The sequence below is a fragment of the Pseudoalteromonas sp. S1650 genome (assembly GCF_005887195.1).
GTDB lineage: Bacteria > Pseudomonadota > Gammaproteobacteria > Enterobacterales > Alteromonadaceae > Pseudoalteromonas > Pseudoalteromonas simplex.
This window is the reverse complement of record NZ_PNDF01000037.1, coordinates 1-21,320: the sequence shown is the minus strand read 5'-3', so window position 1 is coordinate 21,320 and position 21,320 is coordinate 1. Positions and strand designations below refer to the sequence as shown.

The following is a 21,320-nucleotide window of genomic DNA, read 5'->3' as shown; positions in this document are numbered from 1 at the left end:
GTAGAAAACTATTGGCTTTTCAATACACTATAATTTAATTTAACTGGTAAAGGATCTGATAACTCGGTGCCAAAGCGAGGTTCATCAAATTGACTAATAACCACCGTAAATCTTTCTTCCCCCATATTGAGTATAAATGGGGTCCCTATCTTTGCTAGCTCTGAAATTTGTTTGTGTTTATTTTCTAATAAAACAGTGCCTGAACCTTTATTTTTAACTAAAAGTGCATGTGCGTTATTCCCTAAAACAATCCTAGCTTGATGTGATTCGCGATATTCAGCCCGCCATTGCCCTCTTTGGTATAGAGTGTATATGATTGAGATCCCATCGGGTTCAACGATACGTCCCTCTTGAATTTTACAATGTTGGCAACCAATTACTGAGCCTGATTTCCAGTTTACTGGCTGCCCATCATAATTTAATCTAGATGACATATGCCATTGAGGTTCAACATCTGGTGTGCATGCAACACAACATATCAACATAAAAAATATAACCAGATACTTCACTACTTAATCCCTTGCTTTTCTCTAGCAGCTTTAATTTCATTAAGAAGTTTTAAAGGTGGCGCTTGCTCTTCAATCATTCGTTGTTGTATATGCTTCGACACGTCTTTTTGATCGCTATCTTGCTGATGAACACCGAAGCGATTGCCAGAGAACAAGGTATAAAAACGAAGTTCAATCAAACTCCACTCATCAACATCATTTAGCACTGTTACGGCGGTATCATCATTCGTATCTTGGCTTAGAGTTTCAGTCAAATCAGCATTACAATTAAAATCTACAGCAGCAGAGCCGGGATACCTTAAACCATTAGCCTCTATTATATTATTTTCGTCTATGGAACTTCCGAGTCCATGCGAATAAGACATTACAAAATTTTCAGGAGAGTCAAATGGGCTATTAGTCAAATCCGCAGTTTGTACGGCACAATTGGCATTCTCACGATAGCGACTCGAATAATAGCGATCTCCCTCATTATCCCCTATCGTCGGTAACCCTCTCAACTGATAAAGGTAATTCATAATACTCAAATGATTTGGTTTATAGTTTGTACTTTCATCACCACCATGCTCTAAACCTAAATTATGGCCAAGCTCATGCATTATCGTTGATGCTTGGTAGTTGAAGGTTAAATTTCGAGATACTTCGTTATCAAGTGATAACCCCCAATTCCCCATACTTATCATCAAATCATTACCACTTAATTCAGCAACCCCTGAAGAACCCGCACTGCCATCAATGTTTCGACTATTAGCCATTAACATATAATGAAATATCGGCTTACGTCTCATGTCGAAGTTTGCCATTTTATAATGAAACAAACTCTCAACACCTTGGTTAAAGTTATAAGGTGTATATTGTCTAAAGGTTACTTGATCACCCCCTCCTAAATCATGATCTTGTACAGATATTCCCCCTGCTTGGTGGTACAAATCCCCCACATCAAAGTGAACAACAATGCCTTGCTCAGCGAACGAGCTTACCACTTTTTCCAATGCTGTTTGGTGCGGTATTATTCCCGCATCACTGCTATCCATATAATCCACTTCAATAAAGATATCTTTTTGATTAACTCTAGCTCCCCAAGCATGCAGAGGTAATCCAGAAAAAGTTGACCCAGGGAGTTCTGAACAGTCAGGAATACCATCTTCATCACTGTCATCTTCGCAGCTAACATCATTAACACCCGCCGGTGTCGTAAATTGGCTATAGTGCCAATCAGATGATGAATTAGTATCTGTGTTATCTATATCTCTTTTAATACTTGAGCCAGTTACATTAGAAATGACAGGTGCTGAGCCTGTTTGCCATTGTCCTGCCGTCAGAGGCTCAGTAGTGTCATTGCCAAATCGAACAAAATCCACAGTACTTCCCGAGTCACGCGTTAGTAATTCAACAAACCCATTCAAAAACCAATAAGGGCGAACCGTGGAGTCAATATCACCAATAAAAGCGATAGATTTATTTTGCTCAGTTGTATCGTAAAATAATTGATCACCAAAACCACTATGAACTATGAGATATTCCTCAGGAGCAATCACTTGGTCAGGCAAATTAAAAATTGTTGCGGCCGAAATACTATTATCAGAACTGTCACGACTTTTTACTCGTACACTGTAATCAGCTAAATTAACACTACTATCGGTTCCGTTATAAAGTTCAAACCAAGGCGTGTCGTTGCTAAAACGAATAGCGACAACCTCAGTTATCTTTAAATCATTACTTCCAGTTGTAAAAGTAGAAACTACTTGGGCTAAAGCAGGTGTATCAGCAAAATTAACTAAGTCTTCGGTTAATCTTAACGCATATTCTGTTGCTTGATTAAAAGCAGCTGTAAACTCAATATTGTTAAAATATTCATTGTCATTTCCTTGTGGTCCCGTCATCTCTAATGAGTCGATTGCTAAGCAAGTTTCAAAATTATCAGCTGATAATTGCACACTTCCCTCACATACACCATTGGCGCTATTAACAACTAAACTCGATGACTTCATCACATCAGACACCGATAACATAACTCGAGCATTTACACTCACAGCAGAGGCTGCATCTTCAGGGCTTACATTTACAACAGTGGCTGCACTAGTATCTGTAATTGTCACGCTCACTGTCGCTTGGGCACTCTGAGTTCCATCCGATACAGTTACAGTAAAAGGCGCTTGCGATATGCTATTTGATGCAGGTTGATAAAGATAACGAAAAGTTGTTGCATCAACTAAAGTGATACTCGCCCCAGCTAACTGCTGAGAAAAACTAATAGTTAACTCATCCCCATCAATATCACTCGCGTCAATAGTAAATTCACTACTTTCATTAAACTCTGTAGTAATAGCAATATCAGAGACTGTGGGTGGTTTATTAACATGAATGATCATAAATGTGAGGCTTGCTGAAGATATTGCTCCTTGATCATCTACCGCAGTGATCCGAAATATCACCTCGGCATTTTCAGACACTTCTGGCGCTGTGAAAGTAATAGTTTCGCCATTTTGCACAAAATCTACTGATGGTCCACTTAACTGCTGCCACTCAATATCAGCTATAACCCCGTCGCTGTCTGTAACAACCACAGAGACAGAAGCTTGCGTTAACTCAGTAATATCAGCAATCGCATCGAAGGTAATGACAGGCGCAAGATTTATGTAATTTTCAACCACAATACTAAATTCTGCAGAGCTTGTAGCTCCATCATCATCAGTTGCTGTTACTTGGAAGGTAATTTCATCATTCGTTTCTACTTCAGGGGCAGTATAATTTATTAAATTATCAGTTGCAGTAAATTCGGTAATCGGGCCTGAAGTTTGCACCCAACTATAGCTAATAATACTACCATCACTGTCTGTTGCCGTAGCTGTTAATACTCCTTCAGCCCCTTCTTGAATATTTTGCGAACCAGTTATACTCACTGATGGAGCACTGTTTGCGCTTACATCTATAGTAAAAAGCGCCGTGCTTTGTTCACCAAAACTATCAGTAACTGTCACCGAAAAAACAAGCTGAGTTAAGGTTGCAACATTTGGTGTGGTAAAACTAATTGTGCTCGATCCATTTTCAAACTCTACATCTGGACCAGCCGTTTGCTGCCAATCATAACTAATAACCTCTCCATCAGAATCTGAGGCATTTGCACTAAGAGAAATATTGTTACTAGAAGAGGATATCTGAGGGCCAGCAACCGATATTGTCGGGGCTTGATTAACATTAATAATGGTAATAGTGATACTGGTTGTAGCTGTTGCGCCTTGATTATCAGTAACGCGCAAAGAAAATGAGACATCTGTGTCAGTATCTACTGCAGGAATTGATACATTGATTTGTTGACCGTTTGCTGCAAAATCGATAGAAGGGCCACCAGTTTGCTGCCAAGAAAAGTCGGCTATAGAACCATCACTATCGTTGGCTGACGCACTTAATAAAAGTGTTGCCAGCTCATTGACCTCAGTATCACCAGAAATACTTACTTGTGGCGCTTGGTTCTCAGCATTATTAGACTCTTCACTCCCCCCGCCGCCTCCACAAGCTGTTAAAAAAATGGAAAATAAAATACTAAGCCCAAGTAACTTTATTCTATTCTCCATTTTTAAGCCCTCGCGATTAACTGTATAAACTTTGTGGCACCTTAGTTACATTTAAATGAACCGTGACCTCTTCACGGTCATGGTATAAGTGCTTAGCTTGTAGTTCGTAACTTACGCCATATTTATCAAGCTCTTCTTTAATCATTTTTAAACACTCGTAAACGCTATCAAAACGTTTTTTCATCGGTAGTTTAAGATTAAAAATAAGCTCTTTTGCGTAGGCGTTCACCGCCCAATCAATCATAAGGTTAGTCACTTTTGCTGGCTTTTCCACCATGTCACAGACTAACCATTGGATATTGCGCTTTTCTGGACGGTATTTAAAACCATCGACCCTAAAGTGCTTAACTTGCCCTGTTTCCATCAAGTCATCGTTCATAGGACCATTATCAATTGCGCTTACAAACATACCTCGGCGCACCAATTGATATGTCCAGCCCCCTGGACAAGCACCTAAATCAACGCCTCGCATGCCAGGTTGCATACGTTCTTCAGCTTCATGAGGTGGAATAAACACGTTAAAGGCTTCATCAAGTTTCAAAGTTGAGCGGCTCGGCGCATCACTCGGCATACGTAAACGCGGGATACCCATAAAGAAAGGCGAATTATTGAATGTATATGAATAGCCAACATAAGCACTGTCGTTTGCTAAAAATAACACATGCATAACAGGTTTTTTCTCAGCAATTTCGCGTGTTACCTTCGAGCGCTTTTCAAGCGACTTTTTCAGTGGCGTCGAAATTTTCTTGCAGAACTTACTCAGCTCTTTACCTTCGTTGGTATCTGGCGTTTCTACGCGTAGGTCACCACATTCAGGAAACTCAGCGGCAGCATCAACAATAGCACTAACGCGGTCTTCAAGTGGCATGTTATCGACTAAGGCACCAGTAAACCATTGGCGAGCAAATACCATATTTTTGAAATCGACTTTTTTGATGATTTCTTCACCGTGGCTTGCATCAAAACATTCGTAAACAACAATGCCCGTATTTGGTTTTGTTTTTACGTAACCAGCAAAGCCTTGTTCAGCAGCCTGAAAAGTAATTTCAGCAGCGGCATCATTTTCAAAACCACTGCGACAATAAATAACTACACTCGACATAGATAACCCTTAAAACTTATATCGTGCTGCTTGAACTAACAAAATAGCCCAACCAATAATAAAACAAACACCGCCAATTGGGGTGATAGGCCCAAGCCACTTCATGCCCGTTAGTGCGAGTAAATACAAACTACCGCTAAATAACACGGTACCTGCGATAAAAAATCCACCAGCCCAGCTTAAGTTCATGCCCCATTTAATTAAGATAGCAATTGCTATCAATGCAAGGCCATGCACCATTTGGTATTCAGCAGCGGTTTTAAAAATTCCAATCGCATACTCAGAAACACGGCTTTTTAAACCATGAGCAGCAAATGCGCCAAGCATTACTGAAAGCATGCAAAATAAGCTACCAATCATTAAATATAGTTTGATCATTGTGCATCTCCAGCCACTAAATTCATAATAAACTGCGCTGCATAATCCGCAGCTTGCTGTAAGTTTTCTTGCTCTGTAATGCCACTTTTTTTGCGAGGTTTTAATGAGTGGTCACCATCTTTGAGAAATTTAATCTCTGGTGGATTAACCATTTCAAGCTCAGCGAGTTCTTGCTGATTCCCAAACGTATCACGCTCACCTTGCAGCACTAAAAAAGGGCATGGCATATCAACAAAATGTTCTATACGCAGTTTTTCGGGTTTACCCGGTGGATGAAACGGATAACCAAAAGCAACCACGCCAGCAATTTGAGCTTGCTCCTGCTCAGTACAAAGCATCGAAGCCATACGCCCCCCCATAGATTTACCCCCAATAAATAGCGGCAATTCTGGCTGGCGCTCGGCTAAAACTTCACCAAAGTAGGCAAGTAACTTAGGAGCACGATCGGGTGGTCTACGCTTGCCTGTTTCTTTTGCAATTTGCATATACTGAAAATCAAACAGCGCTACATCAATCCCATGCTGACTAATCAAGTTAGCCATTGTTTGCATAAACTCAGAATCACTGCCTGCCCCTGCACCATGGGCAAATATAAACTGTGCACGCGCCTTGCCCGTTGTACTTTTAAACCACTGTAACATGTTAATACTCTTGTTCTTGCTCTACTAAGCTCAGCATCCAGTCTTTGAAAGACACTATTTTGCCAAGCTCTGTTTGCGATTCGCGGATCACTAAATAGTATGCATTTTTACTTTCTAATGAGTGATTAAATGGAATGACTAGACGACCCGCATCAATATCAGGTTTTGCTAAAACGCTATTACCAATGGCAACCCCCTGTCCATGCACCGCGGCTTGCAATACCATCGATGAGTGACTAAAAATCGGCCCTTGGTTAACTTGTACATTACGCACACCAGCCGTTTTCATCCAGGTTTTCCAGTTTTTACGGGTGGTATCATGCAATAAGGTATGATTTGCTAAATCACTGGGTTGATTAAGTGGTTTAGGGCCCGTTAACAGCAATGGGCTACATAACGGCACTAGATATTCAGTATGCAGCTTATATGTCTGTACCCCACTCCAGTGGCCACGACCATAATAAATAGCAATATCTACATCGTCAGAAAGTGAGTTTTCATCCTGATCTTGTGCTTTAATTCGCACGTCGATTTCTGGATGTAATTCATTAAATAAACTAAGTCTGGGCACTAACCATTGAATAGCAAAACTTGGCGTTAAACTTACCGTGAGTGACCCTTTCGCACCTCGGGCAAGTAGTTTTTCTGTGGCATCAATGAGCTGAGTAAAAATTTCTTTAATATCTAAAAAGTAGCCTTGCCCTTCTTCGGTTAACAGCAAAGAACGATTTTTACGTAAAAACAGCTTTAAGCCTAAATGCTCTTCAAGAGTTTTAATTTGGTGGCTCACCGCAGCCTGCGTTACATATAGCTCTTCTGCTGCTTTGGTAAAGCTCAAATGGCGGGCAGCGGCTTCGAATGCTTTTAGTGCATTTAAAGGAGGTAAACGACGAGACATAAACACCAAACTTAGAATTAGTTTTTCTTATGCATCGATTATAGCGATACAAATAAAAAAAGGCGACCATGGTCGCCTTTTTCATACTTAAATACTTAAATACTTATATACTTAAATTATAAATCGCTTGCGCTGGTATCGAGTGGTGCAAAGCTCTTAACTAAGTCATCAACCGCTTTCATTTGCGATAAGTAACCTTCTAGCTTGCTTAGTGCGAGAGCACATGGGCCGTCACATTTTGCTTCATTCGGATTAGGGTGCGCTTCAATGAATAGACCCGCAATACCTAATGCCATGCCACTGCGAGCAAGTTCTGCAGCTTGTGCACGGCGACCATCTGCAGAGTCAGCTCGGCCTCCTGGGCGTTGTAATGCGTGCGTTGCATCAAAGATAACCGGCGCCATAGGCTTCATGTCATCCATACCAAGCATATCAACCACAAGGTTGTTATAACCAAAACTAGTACCACGCTCACACAGTGCAACATTGTTGTTGCCCGCTTCATTAAACTTTTTAATGATATGACGCATTTCGTGTGGAGCTAAAAACTGTGGCTTTTTCACATTGATAATAGCGCCAGTTTTTGCCATGGCTACAACTAAGTCAGTTTGACGAGCAAGGAATGCCGGTAACTGAATTACATCAACCACTTCAGCCACAGGCGCAGCTTGATGCGGCTCATGTACGTCGGTGATCAGTGGCACATTGAAAGTAGATTTAATTTCTTCAAAGATTTTTAAACCTTCTTCCATACCAGGGCCTCGGTATGAATTAATTGAAGAGCGATTCGCTTTATCAAAAGACGCTTTAAAAACGTATGGAATGTTTAGCTTTGATGTAACTTCTACATAATGCTCTGCAATTCGCATCGCTAAATCACGTGATTCAAGTACGTTCATACCGCCAAACAATACAAATGGTTTGTCGTTGGCTAATTCAATCTCGTTAATTTTAATTAACTGGTTGTTCATTTCTATTCCTTAAGGTGCAACAGCTTGTAGCATTAATCCACAAATATAAGCCATGTAAGTACCAACACCATAGCCTAAAACAGCAAGTAAAACACCTACTGGCGCAAGTGATGGGTGGAATGCTGATGCAACAACAGGTGCTGATGCTGCGCCGCCTACATTGGCCTGAGAGCCTACCGCCATATAAAACAGTGGTGCTTTAATTAGTTTCGCCACAATAAGCATTAAGCTTGCGTGAGTAATCATCCAAATAACACCGAGTACGAAGTACATTGGTGAATCAAAAATCGCGGTAATATTCATGTGTAAGCCAATTGAAGCAACAAGAATATATAAAAAGCTTGATGCTACTTTTGACGCACCAAAAGCTTCAATATGGCGAACTTTAGTAAACGATAAACTAATACCAATTGTGGTAGAGATAACGATTAACCAGAAGAATTTACTGTTTAAACTATACTCTTGTGCCCACGGGAAGTTAGCCCCAAAAAACGGACCTAAAAAGTCAGCACAAAAATGTGCAAGACCAGTAATACCAAAGGCAATTGCGATAATCGTCATGTAATCATTTAGAGTTGGCATGCGCGCATGCTCAGCATGATACTTTTCTACGCGCTCTTTTAAATCTTCAATTGCACGCGTATCTGCGCCTGTTTTAGCATCAATCGCCTTATGGTTTGCTGCCATTAATAACAGTACGGCCATCCATAAGTTAGCCACAATCACATCAACAGTCACCATTGCAGAGAAGATATCGCCGCCTACTTCAAACATTTCTTTCATTGAAGCTTGGTTTGCGCCACCACCAATCCAGCTACCGGCGATAGTCGTCATACCACGCCACACTGCGTCAGGGCCATGGCCCCCCACCGCTTCTGGGTAAACGGCGCTCATTACTAAGATAGCCAAAGGGCCACCAATAACAATACCCAAGGTACCTGTTAAAAACATGATTAATGCTTTTGGCCCAAGGTTTAGGATCGCTTTTAAATCAATACTGATGGTAAGCAAGATTAAGCAAGCTGGCAGTAAATAGCGTGACGCTACAAAATATACATTCGAAGAATGACCATCAACAATCCCAAAAGTATTGAGTAATGATGGTAAAAAGTAGCAAAGCAATAATGCTGGTACATATTTATAAAATTTTTGGCAGGCAGCATTATTACTGTGCGAGGTTTTAAAAATAAACCCCAAAATAACGGCAAGCAAACCAAGTACGACTGCGTCATTGGTAATTAGCGCACTGTGGGCGTCAGTCATAAATGTTCCTTTAAATTAGTGGTGTGTATTATTGTTGTCTTCTATTTCAGCTATCTGGTGCTGAATTAATTCGATAGCGGGATCATCTGGGCACTCATTAATAAAGTACTGCAAATCATCACGCGCCATTTTTGGGCAATCTAGCTGATTAAGTAAATAGCCGCGGTCACGACGCTCATAAGGGTCATCACCAAGTAATTCCATCAGCATATCAACACAATGCAATGCATGACCAAATTTACTTTCGCTGATGAACGACCATTTTTGCTGTGCTAGATACAGCTTATAAAGCTCTTCTTCAAAAATCAGTTCAAGCGGTTCTTGCTCATCGCCATTTTCTTCACAGGCATTCTCAGGTGTTATATACCAGCTCTGCTGACCTGTGCTTGGCTCAATTAAATAGCCCTCTTCATCACTCATCCCAACGTGAACGTGCACGTCTCCCTGACTAAGTGTGACCGTGGCATCAAGTTCAGCATGCTGTAGTAAATGACAAAGTAAAATTGCCAGCGTGGTTTGCGTGCCACTGCGCATAGTAATGGTATAGCTAAAGCTATTTAACGTGTACTCTGGCACTTTTAAGCTTGATGAGCTAAACAGCCATTGCTGATAAAAGGTATCAAGTAACTTATCGAGACGCTCATGTGGCTCTTTTAATTCGGCGCAAAGAGCTGTTACCGTATTTTCAAGCTCATTAAGGGTGTCATAACAGGCTGTTAAATCAGCTTGTTGATCCCACTTTAATTCAGCGTCGATACAACGATAAAGCACTTTAGAAGAAAATGCGTCAAAGGCCTCATCTTGATAGGATTCATTTTGATCTTCAAACCAAGGGGTGGTCATTTATACTGCTACATCTCTTTCAAAAACGAACAGCTAGTTTACCTACTTTTGCTTTAAGTTACCAATACTGAGCGTTGAGATATAAAAAAGCGGTACGACAGCCAATGCAATCAAATACCGCTCAGAGATTTGTTATAAAAGAAGTGCTGTTTTTGCAGATGCTAAATAACCAATTGCTAATAAAATAAGCGTGGTGATCGCAAGTAATACAAGCTTCGCGCTATTTGCACTTTGCTTAGCGGCAACCACACCGAGTACAATATAAGCAACCACTAAGATTATCTTTTCTAATAACCAAGATTGTTCAAGCGGGTTAAAACCGGCCATTACAATTAATGCCACTGCAGAAATAAGTAATAAGGTGTCGATACTGTGGCTGCCAATAAACACTACTTTGTTTTTTGCCAGAACGCCCGTCTTTAGGCGAGAGAAAGAACGAACGTAGAATAAGATAATACTCAACACGGCAAATAACATGTGAGTATGTTTTACTGCTAAATAATCCATATGCCCCTAATTTTATTTTAATTAATCTGGATAACGTACAAGTACGTCTTCTATTTCTTTAATTCGCTGATTAAACACATCAATCAACTTTGGATCAAATTGTTTGCCCTGTTGCGCGTTAATTTCTTTCACAACATCGTCAAGCGACCACGGCTCTTTGTAGCAGCGCTTATGACGTAGTGCATCAAATACATCAGCTAAAGCAACGATGCGACCTGCAATAGGAATGTCTTCGCCTTTCAACCCTTTCGGGTAGCCTGAACCATCCCAACGCTCATGGTGTGACAACGCAATCACTGCGCCAGTATTAACAATGTCACGATTGGAGTCTTTTAAAATTAAATGACCTTTTTCAGCATGAAGTTGCATGATAGCCCACTCTTCATCGGTCAATGGCCCCGGCTTATTTAATATAGCGTCGGGAATACCCACTTTACCCACATCATGCAATGGCGCAGCTAAGCGAATAAGCTCTGCTTCGCGTTTTGATAGACCATAGCCCATGGCAAGTTCATAACAAATGTGCGACACACGCTTTACATGGTTACCTGTTTCTGTTGAACGTTGCTCTAACGCTTCACTGAGCCTAAATACTAACTCTTGTTGTGTTGCTTCGATTTCAGATTGTAACTGTACATTTTCATACGCCAGCTGCACATTTTGCGAAAAGATTTCAATCAAGTGACGCTGAGTGTCGGTTAAATGCTTAGGGATACCTGAAATAAACAACATGGAATTATGATTATATTCACTACTGCAATAGGCAAATAAATAGTTCTCACGATAAACAATGGTTTTTTCATTTAAAGCTTGCTGACAGGCTTGAAGCTGATCGTGACTTAACACCTCTTCAATCGCCTTGCCTTCACTGCGTTCAAACTCACCTCGGCCCGAAAACACCACTAGCTTCTTTTGGTTATCTTGCGGGTTACTCGCAACTAAACTGGTTGCATACATGGCCTGATCAACGGTTCCTAATAATGAGGTAAGTTGTTGCATCACCCCTTCAATAAAGCTTTCAAGAGAATGAGTTGAAAAGATATCACGTGAAGCTTTAATTATTTTTTCAAGGCCTTGACGAGATTGTTCTATCGACAAAATATCACGATATGAACGCAAGCTCGACATCACTACTGTGAACAGTTTTTGTGCTGTTAATTCAGTTTTTGATTTGTAGTCATTGATATCGTAATTAACGATGACTTGACGCTCTGGTGCTTGCCCAGGCTGACCAGTGCGAAGAATGATACGAATATGATTATTTTTTGCGGTTTCACGAATAAACTTGGCAACTTTAAGGCCGGCATCGTCGGTTTCCATAACCACATCGAGTAATACGATAGCCGCATCTGGATGCTCTTGAATTACTTGCTTAGCTTCTTCACCTGAATAAGCACTAATAAACTCTAAACGTTTATCTTGAAATTCAAAGTCACTCAACGCAAGCTTTGTTACGGCATGTACTTCTGGCTCGTCATCAACGACGATGACTTTCCAACTACCCTGAACCACCTCATTAACTTCGTCAAGTGCTTCATCCGAAAACAAAAAATCATCCATTCTATGGGATCCTCAAAGGCTATGTACGCACAGTGCGCTTTATTGTTATTTAGGCCATTGTGCTAACGTTACACGGTCATTACCGCCAAGATCTTTAATTGTAAGTATATGGCTATACGACATTTGTGCAAAAAATTCTTGTACCTTCACACTTTGTTTGTAGCCATGTTCAATTAAAAGATAGCCATTTGTTGCTAAATAGTCACGTGCGATAGTAATAATTTGTTTAATATCAGCCATACCGTCGTCATCCGCAACTAATGCAGAGAGCGGCTCAAAGCGAACATCGCCTTGGCTTAAATGCTCATCATCATGTTCAATATACGGAGGATTGCTCACAATTAGGTCAAACTTTTGTGTACTTACTGCACTAAACCAGTTGCTCAACGCAAAAGTGGCGTTGTTAATATTGAGTCGTTGTTTATTCTCTTTGGCAAGCTCAACTGCATCAGCCACTCTATCAACCCCTATCACCTGCCAATTAGGCATTTCACTGGCTAATGCCAAAGCAATTGCCCCTGTGCCAGTGCCTAAATCAAGCACGTTTGCAGCCGTAGGTAGCTCAAGGCCTAAGGCATATTCTACTAACGTTTCAGTATCAGGTCTTGGGATCAGGGTTGTTGGATTAACCTTTAAAGGAAGACTCCAAAATTCACGAAAGCCAACAATATGAGCAACTGGTTCACCATTTAAACGACGCTGACATGCTTGTTCAAAATCACGTTGTTGCTGTTCGGTAAGTTGTTTTTCGGGCCAAGTAAATAAGTAACTACGAGGTTTATCAAGAATGGATAATAACAGGACTTGTGCGTCTAACTTAGCACTGTCGCTGCTAGGCGTTAATAACGCCGTTGCAGCAACAATTGCTTGTTCAATGCATTGTGGCACGATTATTCATCGCCCATCGCGGCAAGTAAGTCAGCTTGGTGTTCTTGCATTAGAGGTTCGATAACACTTCCTAAATCACCAGCAACCACTTCATTCAAACGATAAAGTGTTAAATTAATACGGTGATCGGTAATACGACCTTGCGGGTAGTTATAAGTACGAATACGCTCAGAGCGGTCACCGCTACCTACTAAGTTACGACGTTCTGACGCTTCAGCCGCTTGACGCTTTTCATCTTCAGCTTGTTGTAAGCGTGCGCCAAGTACAGACATCGCTTTGGCACGGTTTTTATGCTGTGAACGCTCATCCTGACACTCTACAACCACACCCGTTGGAATGTGTGTAATACGGATTGCTGAGTCAGTTTTATTTACGTGCTGACCACCGGCACCCGATGCACGGAAGGTATCGACTTTAATATCAGCAGGGTTAATTTCAATTGCTTCCGCTTCAGGAATTTCGGCCATAACGGCTACCGTACACGCTGAGGTATGAACACGGCCTTGCGATTCTGTCTCTGGAACACGTTGTACACGGTGCGCACCTGATTCAAACTTAAGCTGACCATACACACCTTCGCCAGAGATATGCGCAATCACTTCTTTATAACCGCCGTGCTCACCTTCGTTAGTACTTACTACTTCTACTTTCCACTTTTTAGTTTCAGCGTAGCGGCTGTACATACGGAATAAGTCACCTGCGAAGATAGCAGCTTCATCACCACCGGTACCGGCACGAACCTCTAAATAGACGTTATTATTGTCTTTAGGGTCTTTTGGTAACATTAGAATTTGGATTTCATCTTCTAATGCAATAATTTGTGCTTTTGCTTCTTTGTATTCTTCTTGCGCCATTTCACGCATATCAGGATCAGAGTCTTTTAACATTTCTTCTGCTGTAGCAACATCATCTTGGGCTTGTTGGTAAGCTAAAAATGCTTTTACGATTTCTTCTAATTCTGAGTATTCTTTAGATAAGGCACGAAAGCGATTTTGGTCGCTGATCACAGAGGGGTCGCTTAGTAGCGCTTGCACTTCCTCATAACGCTCAACTAAGGTTTCTAATTTTCTATAAACAGACTCTTTCATTTAACGACTATTCCTGATCAATACCTAACATTTTCTTTAATTGGCTTAACTCCGCTGCTTCACCTTTTTTAGCAGCATCTTGAATGGCACGGGTAGGTGCGTGCATCAAGCGGTTGGTCAGTTTGTTTGCCAACTCGAGTATTACTTTTTCTGCCTCTTTACCTGCTTGTAGCTGGCCAAGGGCTTTTTCGACAAGTTCTGACTTTATATCTTGTACATCGTTGCGATAATGGCGAATAAGATCCACCGAATCGAGTGAACGCAACCACATAGCAAATTCATCGGTACGTGAGCGAATAATAGCTTGCGCTTGCTCCGCAGCCTGCTCACGAGCGGCGATATTCTCGCTTACTATGGCTTGTAAGTCATCAACTGAATACAAATAGGCTGCATCTAATTCGCCTACTTGGCTTTCGATATCGCGCGGTACCGCAATATCGATAAATAACATTGGTTTGTGGCGGCGCTTTTTCAATGCTTGCTCTACCACCCCTTTACCAATAATAGGCAAGGTACTAGCGGTTGAACTAATAACAATATCGGCGTCGTATAAACGCTCAGGCAACTGGGCAAGTGCAATCACATCCGCGTCAACCTCACTGGCTAAGGTTTTAGCGCGTTCAATAGTACGGTTTGCCACCGTTATTTTTTGCGGATCGTTTTGGTATAAATGCTTAGCAACGAGTTCTATCGTTTCACCTGCTCCAATTAGCAGTACATTGGTTTTATCTAGTTTGCCGTAAATATGTTTCGCAAGATTAACCGCGGCATAAGCAACCGATACGGCGCTAGCACCAATGTCAGTTTCGGTACGAACTTGTTTTGCAACAGAAAATGTTTTTTGAAACAAGCGGTCAAAGGTTACACCAATGGCATCGTGAGTTTTTGCATTATGGTAGGCTTGTTTTATTTGCCCTAAAATTTGCGGCTCACCGAGTACTAACGAATCTAGGCCACAAGACACCCGCATTAAGTGATTAATTGCTTCGTGATCTTCATGATAATAGATATTGTTGCTCAGTTCTTGTTCATCCAAACCATGGAAACTGGCTAACCAGCGCAACAAGGTTTGGGAATTACGCTCGGCAAGGCTACAATAGATTTCAGTTCGGTTGCAGGTCGAAACAATAACCGCTTCATTAAAATGCGCATGACCACTTAATTGCTGTAACGCCTCAGACATTTGCTCAGGCGAAAACGCGACTTTTTCGCGTAATTCTACGGATGCGGTTTTGTGATTTATACCAAGTGCTACGATGGTCATATGTACCAAATATTGCTAAGCCCAGCTGTAAAGGCATTAATTTTACCAAAAATCAGCGGAATATGGAAAGTAAGGAACGACATTTGATTAAACAATATTTGATTTTATTCATGTTTTTTTTATTTATCGGCGGTTGTGCGCAAAAAATTTCAACAGTTGATTACATTTATCCTGACTGGAAAAGCCGATTAGAACAACAAGCTCAATGGCAAGTGCAAGGCAAAATGGCATTTATTAGTACAGAGCAGCGCCAGTCAGCCAATTTAAATTGGCAACATGATGAGCAATACAGCGACATGGTGCTTACCAGTTTTATTGGTACCCGTATTCTGTCTTTAAAGCAAAATGCACAAGGTGCTGAACTTGAGTATGACGACAATGTATATACCGACCGTGATGCCTCAATGTTGTTATATCGTTTAACCGGTTTTTCAATCCCATTAGATAATGCCGCAAAGTGGCTAAAAGGTACCGTCGAGAGCGACCAAGCAAGCTATGATGAGCAAGGCCGTTTAAAAAGTCTTATTTGGCAAGCTCACAATGGTCAACAGTGGCAAATAACCTATTCAGACTTCATCAAACAAGATGGTTATTGGCTTCCTGTTAAGCTAAGCCTTAAAAACAATAAAATTCGTATTAAAATTCAACTTAATGATTGGCAGTTAAATTAATCATGACACACGCTTCAACCGCCCCGCTAACGTTAATAGCACCTGCAAAACTTAATTTATTCCTTCATATAAATGGTCGCCGTAAAGATGGCTACCATGAACTCGAAACCTTATTTACCTTTTTAGAATTTGGTGATGACTTAACATTTACTGTCAACAACGAGCCAAATATTACAGTAACCGGTGATACAAACGGTATTGAGCTTGCAGATAACCTTATATATAAAGCAGCCCGTTTATTACAACAGCACTGTGATTGCCAACAAGGCGCTTCAATAAAGCTATTAAAACGTTTGCCTATGGGCGGCGGTGTTGGCGGCGGCTCATCTGATGCCGCCACTACCCTGCTTGCTCTTAATAAACTATGGGGCTGTGATTTATCACTTACAGAATTAGCTCAGCTTGGGGTGAAATTAGGCGCTGATGTACCAGTATTTATCAATGGTCACACTGCCATTGCCCATGGGATTGGCGAGCAACTAGAAAATATTGAATTACCGCAAAGTTGGTTCTGTGTAGTGCATCCAGGGCAGCATGTGAGCACCGCGAAAATTTTTACCCACCCAGATTTAAAGCGCGACACACCTAAGCTAAAAGCAGACTGGCAAACAGAAAATTTAGGCAATGATTGTGAGGCTTTAGTTAAAAAGCTCTGCCCCGAGGTTGAAAAAGCCCTGCAGTGGTTGCTAAAATACGCCCCGTCAAAGATGACTGGTACAGGCGCTTGCTGCTTTGCTGAGTTTTCAACCGAGGCACAAGCACAACAAGTTTTAGCTCAATTACCAGAAAAATGGACAGGTTTTGTTGCAAGTAGTGCTACACTTTCTCCTGCTCATACAGCATTAAATGCTCACTTTGAAATGAAGTAACGTACAAGTAAATGTTAACCTGCTTTGGTGCCTACCATAGCCTGTTAGTCCCAAAATTCAGTGCCTGAGGAACCCTACCGTGCCTGACATGAAGCTCTTCGCTGGTAACGCAACACCTGAGCTAGCTCAAAAAGTTGCAAAACGTTTGTATATTGAATTAGGCGATGCTGTTGTTGGCCGTTTTAGTGACGGTGAGATCAGTGTTCAAATTAATGAAAATGTTCGTGGCTCTGACGTTTTCATTGTCCAATCAACCTGTAACCCTACTAACGATAACTTAATGGAGCTTATCGTTATGGTTGATGCCCTACGCCGTGCGTCTGCTGGACGTATTACTGCCGTTATCCCTTACTTTGGTTATTCACGTCAAGACCGCCGCGTGCGTTCTGCTCGTGTACCAATTACAGCTAAAGTAGTTGCAGATTTCCTTTCAAGTGTTGGTGTTGACCGCGTTCTAACGGTTGATTTACACGCTGAACAAATCCAAGGTTTCTTCGACGTACCAGTTGATAACGTATTTGGTAGCCCAGTTCTACTTGAAGATATGAAAGAACGCGACTTCGATGACGTTGTTGTTGTTTCTCCTGATATCGGTGGTGTTGTTCGAGCTCGTGCAATCGCTAAGCTATTAAACGACACAGACCTTGCTATTATCGACAAGCGTCGTCCACAAGCAAACGTTTCACAAGTAATGCACATTATTGGTGACGTTGAAGGTCGTGACTGTATCATCGTTGATGACATGATCGATACCGGTGGTACTTTATGTAAAGCAGCAGCAGCGCTTAAAGAACACGGTGCAAAACGCGTATTTGCTTACGCTACTCACCCAGTACTTTCAGGTAATGCCGCTGAGAACATTCGTAACTCAGTCATTGACGAAGTTATCGTAACTGACTCAATCACACTATCTGATGAGCTTAAAGCAATTGATAAAATCAAAGTGCTTACACTTGCAGATATGCTTGCTGAAACAATCCGTCGTATCAGCAACGAAGAATCTATTTCAGCGATGTTTGAACACTAATCAACATCACTGCAATACTAAAAAAAGCACCGCTTAGGTGCTTTTTTTGTAGTCGTTATTTATTTTCCCCGAAAGGGGTGGTATGATAGCGCGCCTTTTGGCTAGGGACCTTGGTCGCAAAGGCCCTAAGACTATTAATTATTGGAGACATTATGTCAACTTACACATACAATGCAGAATTACGTACAGAAACAGGTACTGGTGCGAGCCGCCGCCTACGCCGTGAAGATAAAGTTCCTGCAATCCTTTACGGTGCTGACAAAGAAGCTGCATCAATCGTTCTTGCACACAAAGATATGATCAAAGCGCAAGAAGACGAAGGTTTCTACACGCACATCCTTACTTTAAACATCGGTGGCGAGTCAGTTGAAGCAATCCTTAAAGATATTCAACGTCACCCGTACAAGCCTAAGATCACTCACTTAGACTTCCAACGTGTAGATGCTACTCACAAACTTCACACTAAAGTGCCTGTACACTTCATCGGTGAAGATAAAGTAACTAAAGCTGGTAACACTGTTGTTCACCAATTAACTGAAATCGAAATCACGTGTCTTCCTAAAGCACTTCCTGAGTTCGTTGAAGTTAACGTTTCAGACTTAGTAGCTGGTGATTCAATCCACCTTTCTGACCTTAAACTTCCTTCAGGTGTTTCATCTGTTGAGCTAACTAAAGGCGCTGATCACGATCAGTCAGTTGTTACTGTTAAAGCTAACAAAGCAGCTCCAGCTGAAGAAGAAGCTTCAGAAGACGCTGCAGAATAATTTTTAAGGTGTAAACACCTTGAATTCTATTCAAATGCTTGTGGGCCTGGCTAATCCAGGCCCCGAATACGCAAACACACGCCATAATGCAGGTGCTTGGTTCATCGAAGAACTGGCTGCACGTTATAACTGCACACTCAAACATGATCCTAAATATCACGGCCTCACCGGCAAAGTGATTATTCAAGGCCAAGAATTTAAATTACTGATCCCTACAACTTATATGAATTTAAGTGGTAAGGCGGTGAGTAGTCTCGCTAATTTCTTTAAAATCCCTGTTGAGAACATTCTCGTTGCTCATGACGAAATGGACTTAGATCCTGGGGTTGCAAAACTTAAAAAAGGTGGCGGCCACGGCGGTCATAATGGTTTAAAAGATATTATTGCGAAAATGGCAAACCAAAAAGATTTCATGCGCCTTCGCATAGGCATTGGTCATCCAGGTCACAGAGAAATGGTAACAGGCTGGGTGCTAGGTAAAGCCGCGAAAGACGATCAAGAAAAAATGGACGCCGCCGTTGACGAAGCAGTTCGTTGTATGGAAATACTTGCAAAAGATGGTGTGTTAAAAGCACAAAACAGACTACATTCATTTAAACCTTAATCCGTTTTAATGAAATTACACAAGGTATCTTACTATGGGTTTTAAATGTGGCATCGTTGGTTTGCCAAACGTTGGTAAATCAACTCTATTTAATGCACTAACTAAAGCGGGTATTGAAGCCGCTAACTTCCCTTTCTGTACCATTGAGCCTAACACGGGTGTGGTACCGGTTCCTGATGCGCGCTTGAATGATTTAGCCGCTATCGTAAATCCTCAGCGTATTTTACCAACGACGATGGAATTCGTTGATATTGCCGGTCTAGTAAAAGGCGCATCGAAAGGTGAAGGTTTAGGTAACCAATTCCTAGCAAACATTCGTGAAACAGATGCGATTGGTCACGTTGTTCGTTGTTTTGAAGACGAAAACATTGTTCACGTTGCTGGCACAATTGACCCTGCTGATGATATCGATGTAATTAACACCGAATTAGTACTTGCTGATATGGACAGTGCTGATAAAGCGATTGTTCGTAATGCTAAAAAAGCAAAAGGCGGCGACAAAGACGCTAAAGAGCAAAATGCTGTTTTAGAAAAAGTAAAAGTACACTTAGATGAAGGTTTAACGTTACGTTCTTTAGAACTAACAAAAGAAGAAAAAGCAGCGATTAAGCCGCTTAACTTCTTAACAATCAAACCTACCATGTATATTGCTAACGTGGCAGAAGATGGTTTTGAAAATAACCCTTACCTAGACAAAGTACGTGAAATTGCTGCTGCAGAAGATGCGGTTGTTATTCCAGTATGTGCAGCGATTGAATCTGAGTTATCTGAACTTGAAGAAGAAGATAAACTAGAATTTATGGCTGACCTAGGTTTAGAAGAGCCAGGTCTTAACTTAGTGATCCGTGGTGGTTACGAGTTACTTAAATTACAAACCTACTTCACTGCTGGCGTTAAAGAAGTACGTGCATGGACAATCCCAGTAGGTGCGACTGCACCACAAGCTGCGGGCAAAATCCACACTGACTTTGAGCGTGGCTTTATCCGTGCACAAACTATCGCATTTGACGACTACATTGCGTTTAAAGGCGAAAGCGGTGCTAAAGAAGCTGGTAAGATGCGTCAAGAAGGTAAAGAGTACATCGTTAAAGACGGCGATGTGATGAACTTCTTATTTAACGTATAAGCATATTTGCTCATTCGATTTTAAAAGGCTCGTTATTACGAGCCTTTTTTATTGTCTAAATATTACTAACCCTTCCTAAAACATCAAAGCATGGTGAGTAATACTTCTGCAGCCTTACCTCTGCTTGTTCTTTTTAGTGATGTACGGTGTTATTTATGCTTAACAGTGAATCGTCGTCGAAAGCAAATGAGTGATAACAACAGTTAATTGAGGGGATTTCAAAGCTCGCTAGCAATTTTGCGACCTATTGACTGCTCGATTAGCAAATTGTGGGGATTTTAAAAGTAAAAATAAGCCCCCTTAGTGACAAAATAGCCTATATAAATTCATTCGCTTTCGCTTTTTTATGTTTAAATCACCTAAAAGATCACGCTAACTAATTTTGAAACTTGATTTTTGTATGAAAATCAAGCAGCTTTAAATGTACGTTTTAAAACTCTTACGATGCGTTTGGGAATTAAACTCATAAATTGCAGTCAAAAAAACAGCAATTTAAATGAAATTTCGCCACTTAGCTTAATTTTAATGCAAACAAACACTGATAAGCATTTTTTTGCAAAAAAGGTGTTGACGGATTTAGGTCATATCAGCATAATACGCCCCGCACTCAGCGATGAAGTGCTAACAAAAAAGATGGCTAAGTAGCTCAGTTGGTTAGAGCACATCACTCATAATGATGGGGTCACAGGTTCAAATCCCGTCTTAGCCACCATTCTTTTTGTTGCTCAATGAAGAGTTTAAAATAACTACCAGTACTTTAAGTACGAATTAT

General features: G+C 41.1%; 20 protein-coding genes and 1 tRNA gene. 7 read left to right on the top strand and 14 right to left on the bottom strand.

Annotated elements, in window-relative coordinates; translation table 11 throughout:
* Positions 1–8: 8 nt before the first annotated feature.
* From CWB80_RS12555 to hemA, 14 genes are all read right to left on the bottom strand, one after another.
* On the bottom strand, positions 9–509 hold the full coding sequence (locus tag CWB80_RS12555) for a hypothetical protein (protein ID WP_138602671.1): 501 nt from the start codon (positions 507–509) through the stop codon (positions 9–11).
* The gene (locus CWB80_RS12550; protein ID WP_138602673.1) at positions 509–4,084 is read right to left on the bottom strand and encodes a PKD domain-containing protein; all 3,576 of its coding nucleotides are present in this window, start codon (positions 4,082–4,084) and stop codon (positions 509–511) included. Before CWB80_RS12550 ends, CWB80_RS12555 begins: the two co-directional genes overlap by 1 nt.
* 16 nt (positions 4,085–4,100) lie before the next feature.
* On the bottom strand, positions 4,101–5,186 hold the full coding sequence (gene rlmM, locus CWB80_RS12545; protein ID WP_138602676.1) for a 23S rRNA (cytidine(2498)-2'-O)-methyltransferase RlmM: 1,086 nt from the start codon (positions 5,184–5,186) through the stop codon (positions 4,101–4,103).
* Positions 5,187–5,195: 9 nt separating this feature from the next.
* Positions 5,196–5,564: a DUF423 domain-containing protein gene (locus CWB80_RS12540; protein ID WP_054551639.1), complete on the bottom strand. Its 369-nt coding sequence runs from the start codon at positions 5,562–5,564 to the stop codon at positions 5,196–5,198.
* Positions 5,561–6,205, bottom strand: a complete 645-nt coding sequence (locus CWB80_RS12535) for an alpha/beta family hydrolase (RefSeq protein ID WP_138602678.1) — start codon at positions 6,203–6,205, stop codon at positions 5,561–5,563. The genes CWB80_RS12540 and CWB80_RS12535 overlap by 4 nt, the downstream gene beginning before the upstream one ends.
* A 1-nt stretch (position 6,206) precedes the next feature.
* Entirely contained in the window at positions 6,207–7,103 is an 897-nt protein-coding gene (locus CWB80_RS12530) for a transcriptional regulator GcvA (protein ID WP_063706073.1), read from the bottom strand.
* A gap of 116 nt (positions 7,104–7,219) precedes the next feature.
* Positions 7,220–8,074 (bottom strand): 3-deoxy-8-phosphooctulonate synthase, encoded by an 855-nt coding sequence (kdsA, locus tag CWB80_RS12525; protein ID WP_054561809.1) that lies wholly within the window; start codon positions 8,072–8,074, stop codon positions 7,220–7,222.
* A 9-nt stretch (positions 8,075–8,083) separates the two neighbouring features.
* Positions 8,084–9,337, bottom strand: a complete 1,254-nt coding sequence (locus tag CWB80_RS12520) for a DUF819 family protein (RefSeq protein WP_054551643.1) — start codon at positions 9,335–9,337, stop codon at positions 8,084–8,086.
* Positions 9,338–9,352: 15 nt separating this feature from the next.
* A complete protein-coding gene (locus tag CWB80_RS12515) occupies positions 9,353–10,180 on the bottom strand; it encodes a tetratricopeptide repeat protein (protein ID WP_054551644.1) in 828 nt (275 codons plus the stop codon).
* A gap of 132 nt (positions 10,181–10,312) precedes the next feature.
* Entirely contained in the window at positions 10,313–10,687 is a 375-nt protein-coding gene (locus tag CWB80_RS12510; RefSeq protein WP_138602680.1) for a SirB2 family protein, read from the bottom strand.
* 21 nt (positions 10,688–10,708) lie between these two features.
* A complete protein-coding gene (locus CWB80_RS12505; RefSeq protein ID WP_054551646.1) occupies positions 10,709–12,247 on the bottom strand; it encodes a response regulator in 1,539 nt (512 codons plus the stop codon).
* Between the two features lie 45 nt (positions 12,248–12,292).
* Positions 12,293–13,135, bottom strand: a complete 843-nt coding sequence (gene prmC / locus CWB80_RS12500; protein WP_138602682.1) for a peptide chain release factor N(5)-glutamine methyltransferase — start codon at positions 13,133–13,135, stop codon at positions 12,293–12,295.
* 2 nt (positions 13,136–13,137) lie between these two features.
* Positions 13,138–14,223 carry a peptide chain release factor 1 gene (gene prfA, locus CWB80_RS12495; protein WP_054551648.1) on the bottom strand — a complete coding sequence of 362 codons (1,086 nt, stop codon included), beginning with the start codon at positions 14,221–14,223 and terminating at the stop codon, positions 13,138–13,140.
* Between the two features lie 7 nt (positions 14,224–14,230).
* Complete coding sequence (gene hemA, locus CWB80_RS12490) at positions 14,231–15,487, bottom strand: glutamyl-tRNA reductase (RefSeq protein WP_171041528.1); 1,257 nt, start codon at positions 15,485–15,487, stop codon at positions 14,231–14,233.
* Between the two features lie 83 nt (positions 15,488–15,570).
* Here hemA and lolB point away from each other — a divergent pair, with 83 nt between their 5' ends.
* From lolB to CWB80_RS12455, 7 genes are all read left to right on the top strand, one after another.
* Positions 15,571–16,158, top strand: a complete 588-nt coding sequence (gene lolB, locus CWB80_RS12485) for a lipoprotein insertase outer membrane protein LolB (protein ID WP_138602686.1) — start codon at positions 15,571–15,573, stop codon at positions 16,156–16,158.
* Positions 16,159–16,160: 2 nt separating this feature from the next.
* The gene (gene ispE, locus CWB80_RS12480) at positions 16,161–17,027 is read left to right on the top strand and encodes a 4-(cytidine 5'-diphospho)-2-C-methyl-D-erythritol kinase (RefSeq protein ID WP_054551651.1); all 867 of its coding nucleotides are present in this window, start codon (positions 16,161–16,163) and stop codon (positions 17,025–17,027) included.
* A 79-nt stretch (positions 17,028–17,106) separates the two neighbouring features.
* Positions 17,107–18,054, top strand: coding sequence for a ribose-phosphate pyrophosphokinase (locus CWB80_RS12475; RefSeq protein WP_054551652.1), 948 nt, complete (start codon positions 17,107–17,109; stop codon positions 18,052–18,054).
* A gap of 152 nt (positions 18,055–18,206) precedes the next feature.
* A complete protein-coding gene (locus CWB80_RS12470) occupies positions 18,207–18,818 on the top strand; it encodes a 50S ribosomal protein L25/general stress protein Ctc (protein ID WP_062566197.1) in 612 nt (203 codons plus the stop codon).
* A gap of 19 nt (positions 18,819–18,837) precedes the next feature.
* A complete protein-coding gene (gene pth / locus CWB80_RS12465) occupies positions 18,838–19,422 on the top strand; it encodes an aminoacyl-tRNA hydrolase (protein ID WP_130167045.1) in 585 nt (194 codons plus the stop codon).
* A 34-nt stretch (positions 19,423–19,456) separates the two neighbouring features.
* Positions 19,457–20,548 (top strand): redox-regulated ATPase YchF, encoded by a 1,092-nt coding sequence (gene ychF, locus CWB80_RS12460; protein WP_054551655.1) that lies wholly within the window; start codon positions 19,457–19,459, stop codon positions 20,546–20,548.
* Between the two features lie 635 nt (positions 20,549–21,183).
* Positions 21,184–21,260: transfer RNA gene (locus CWB80_RS12455), tRNA-Met, on the top strand.
* Positions 21,261–21,320 lie beyond the last annotated feature (60 nt).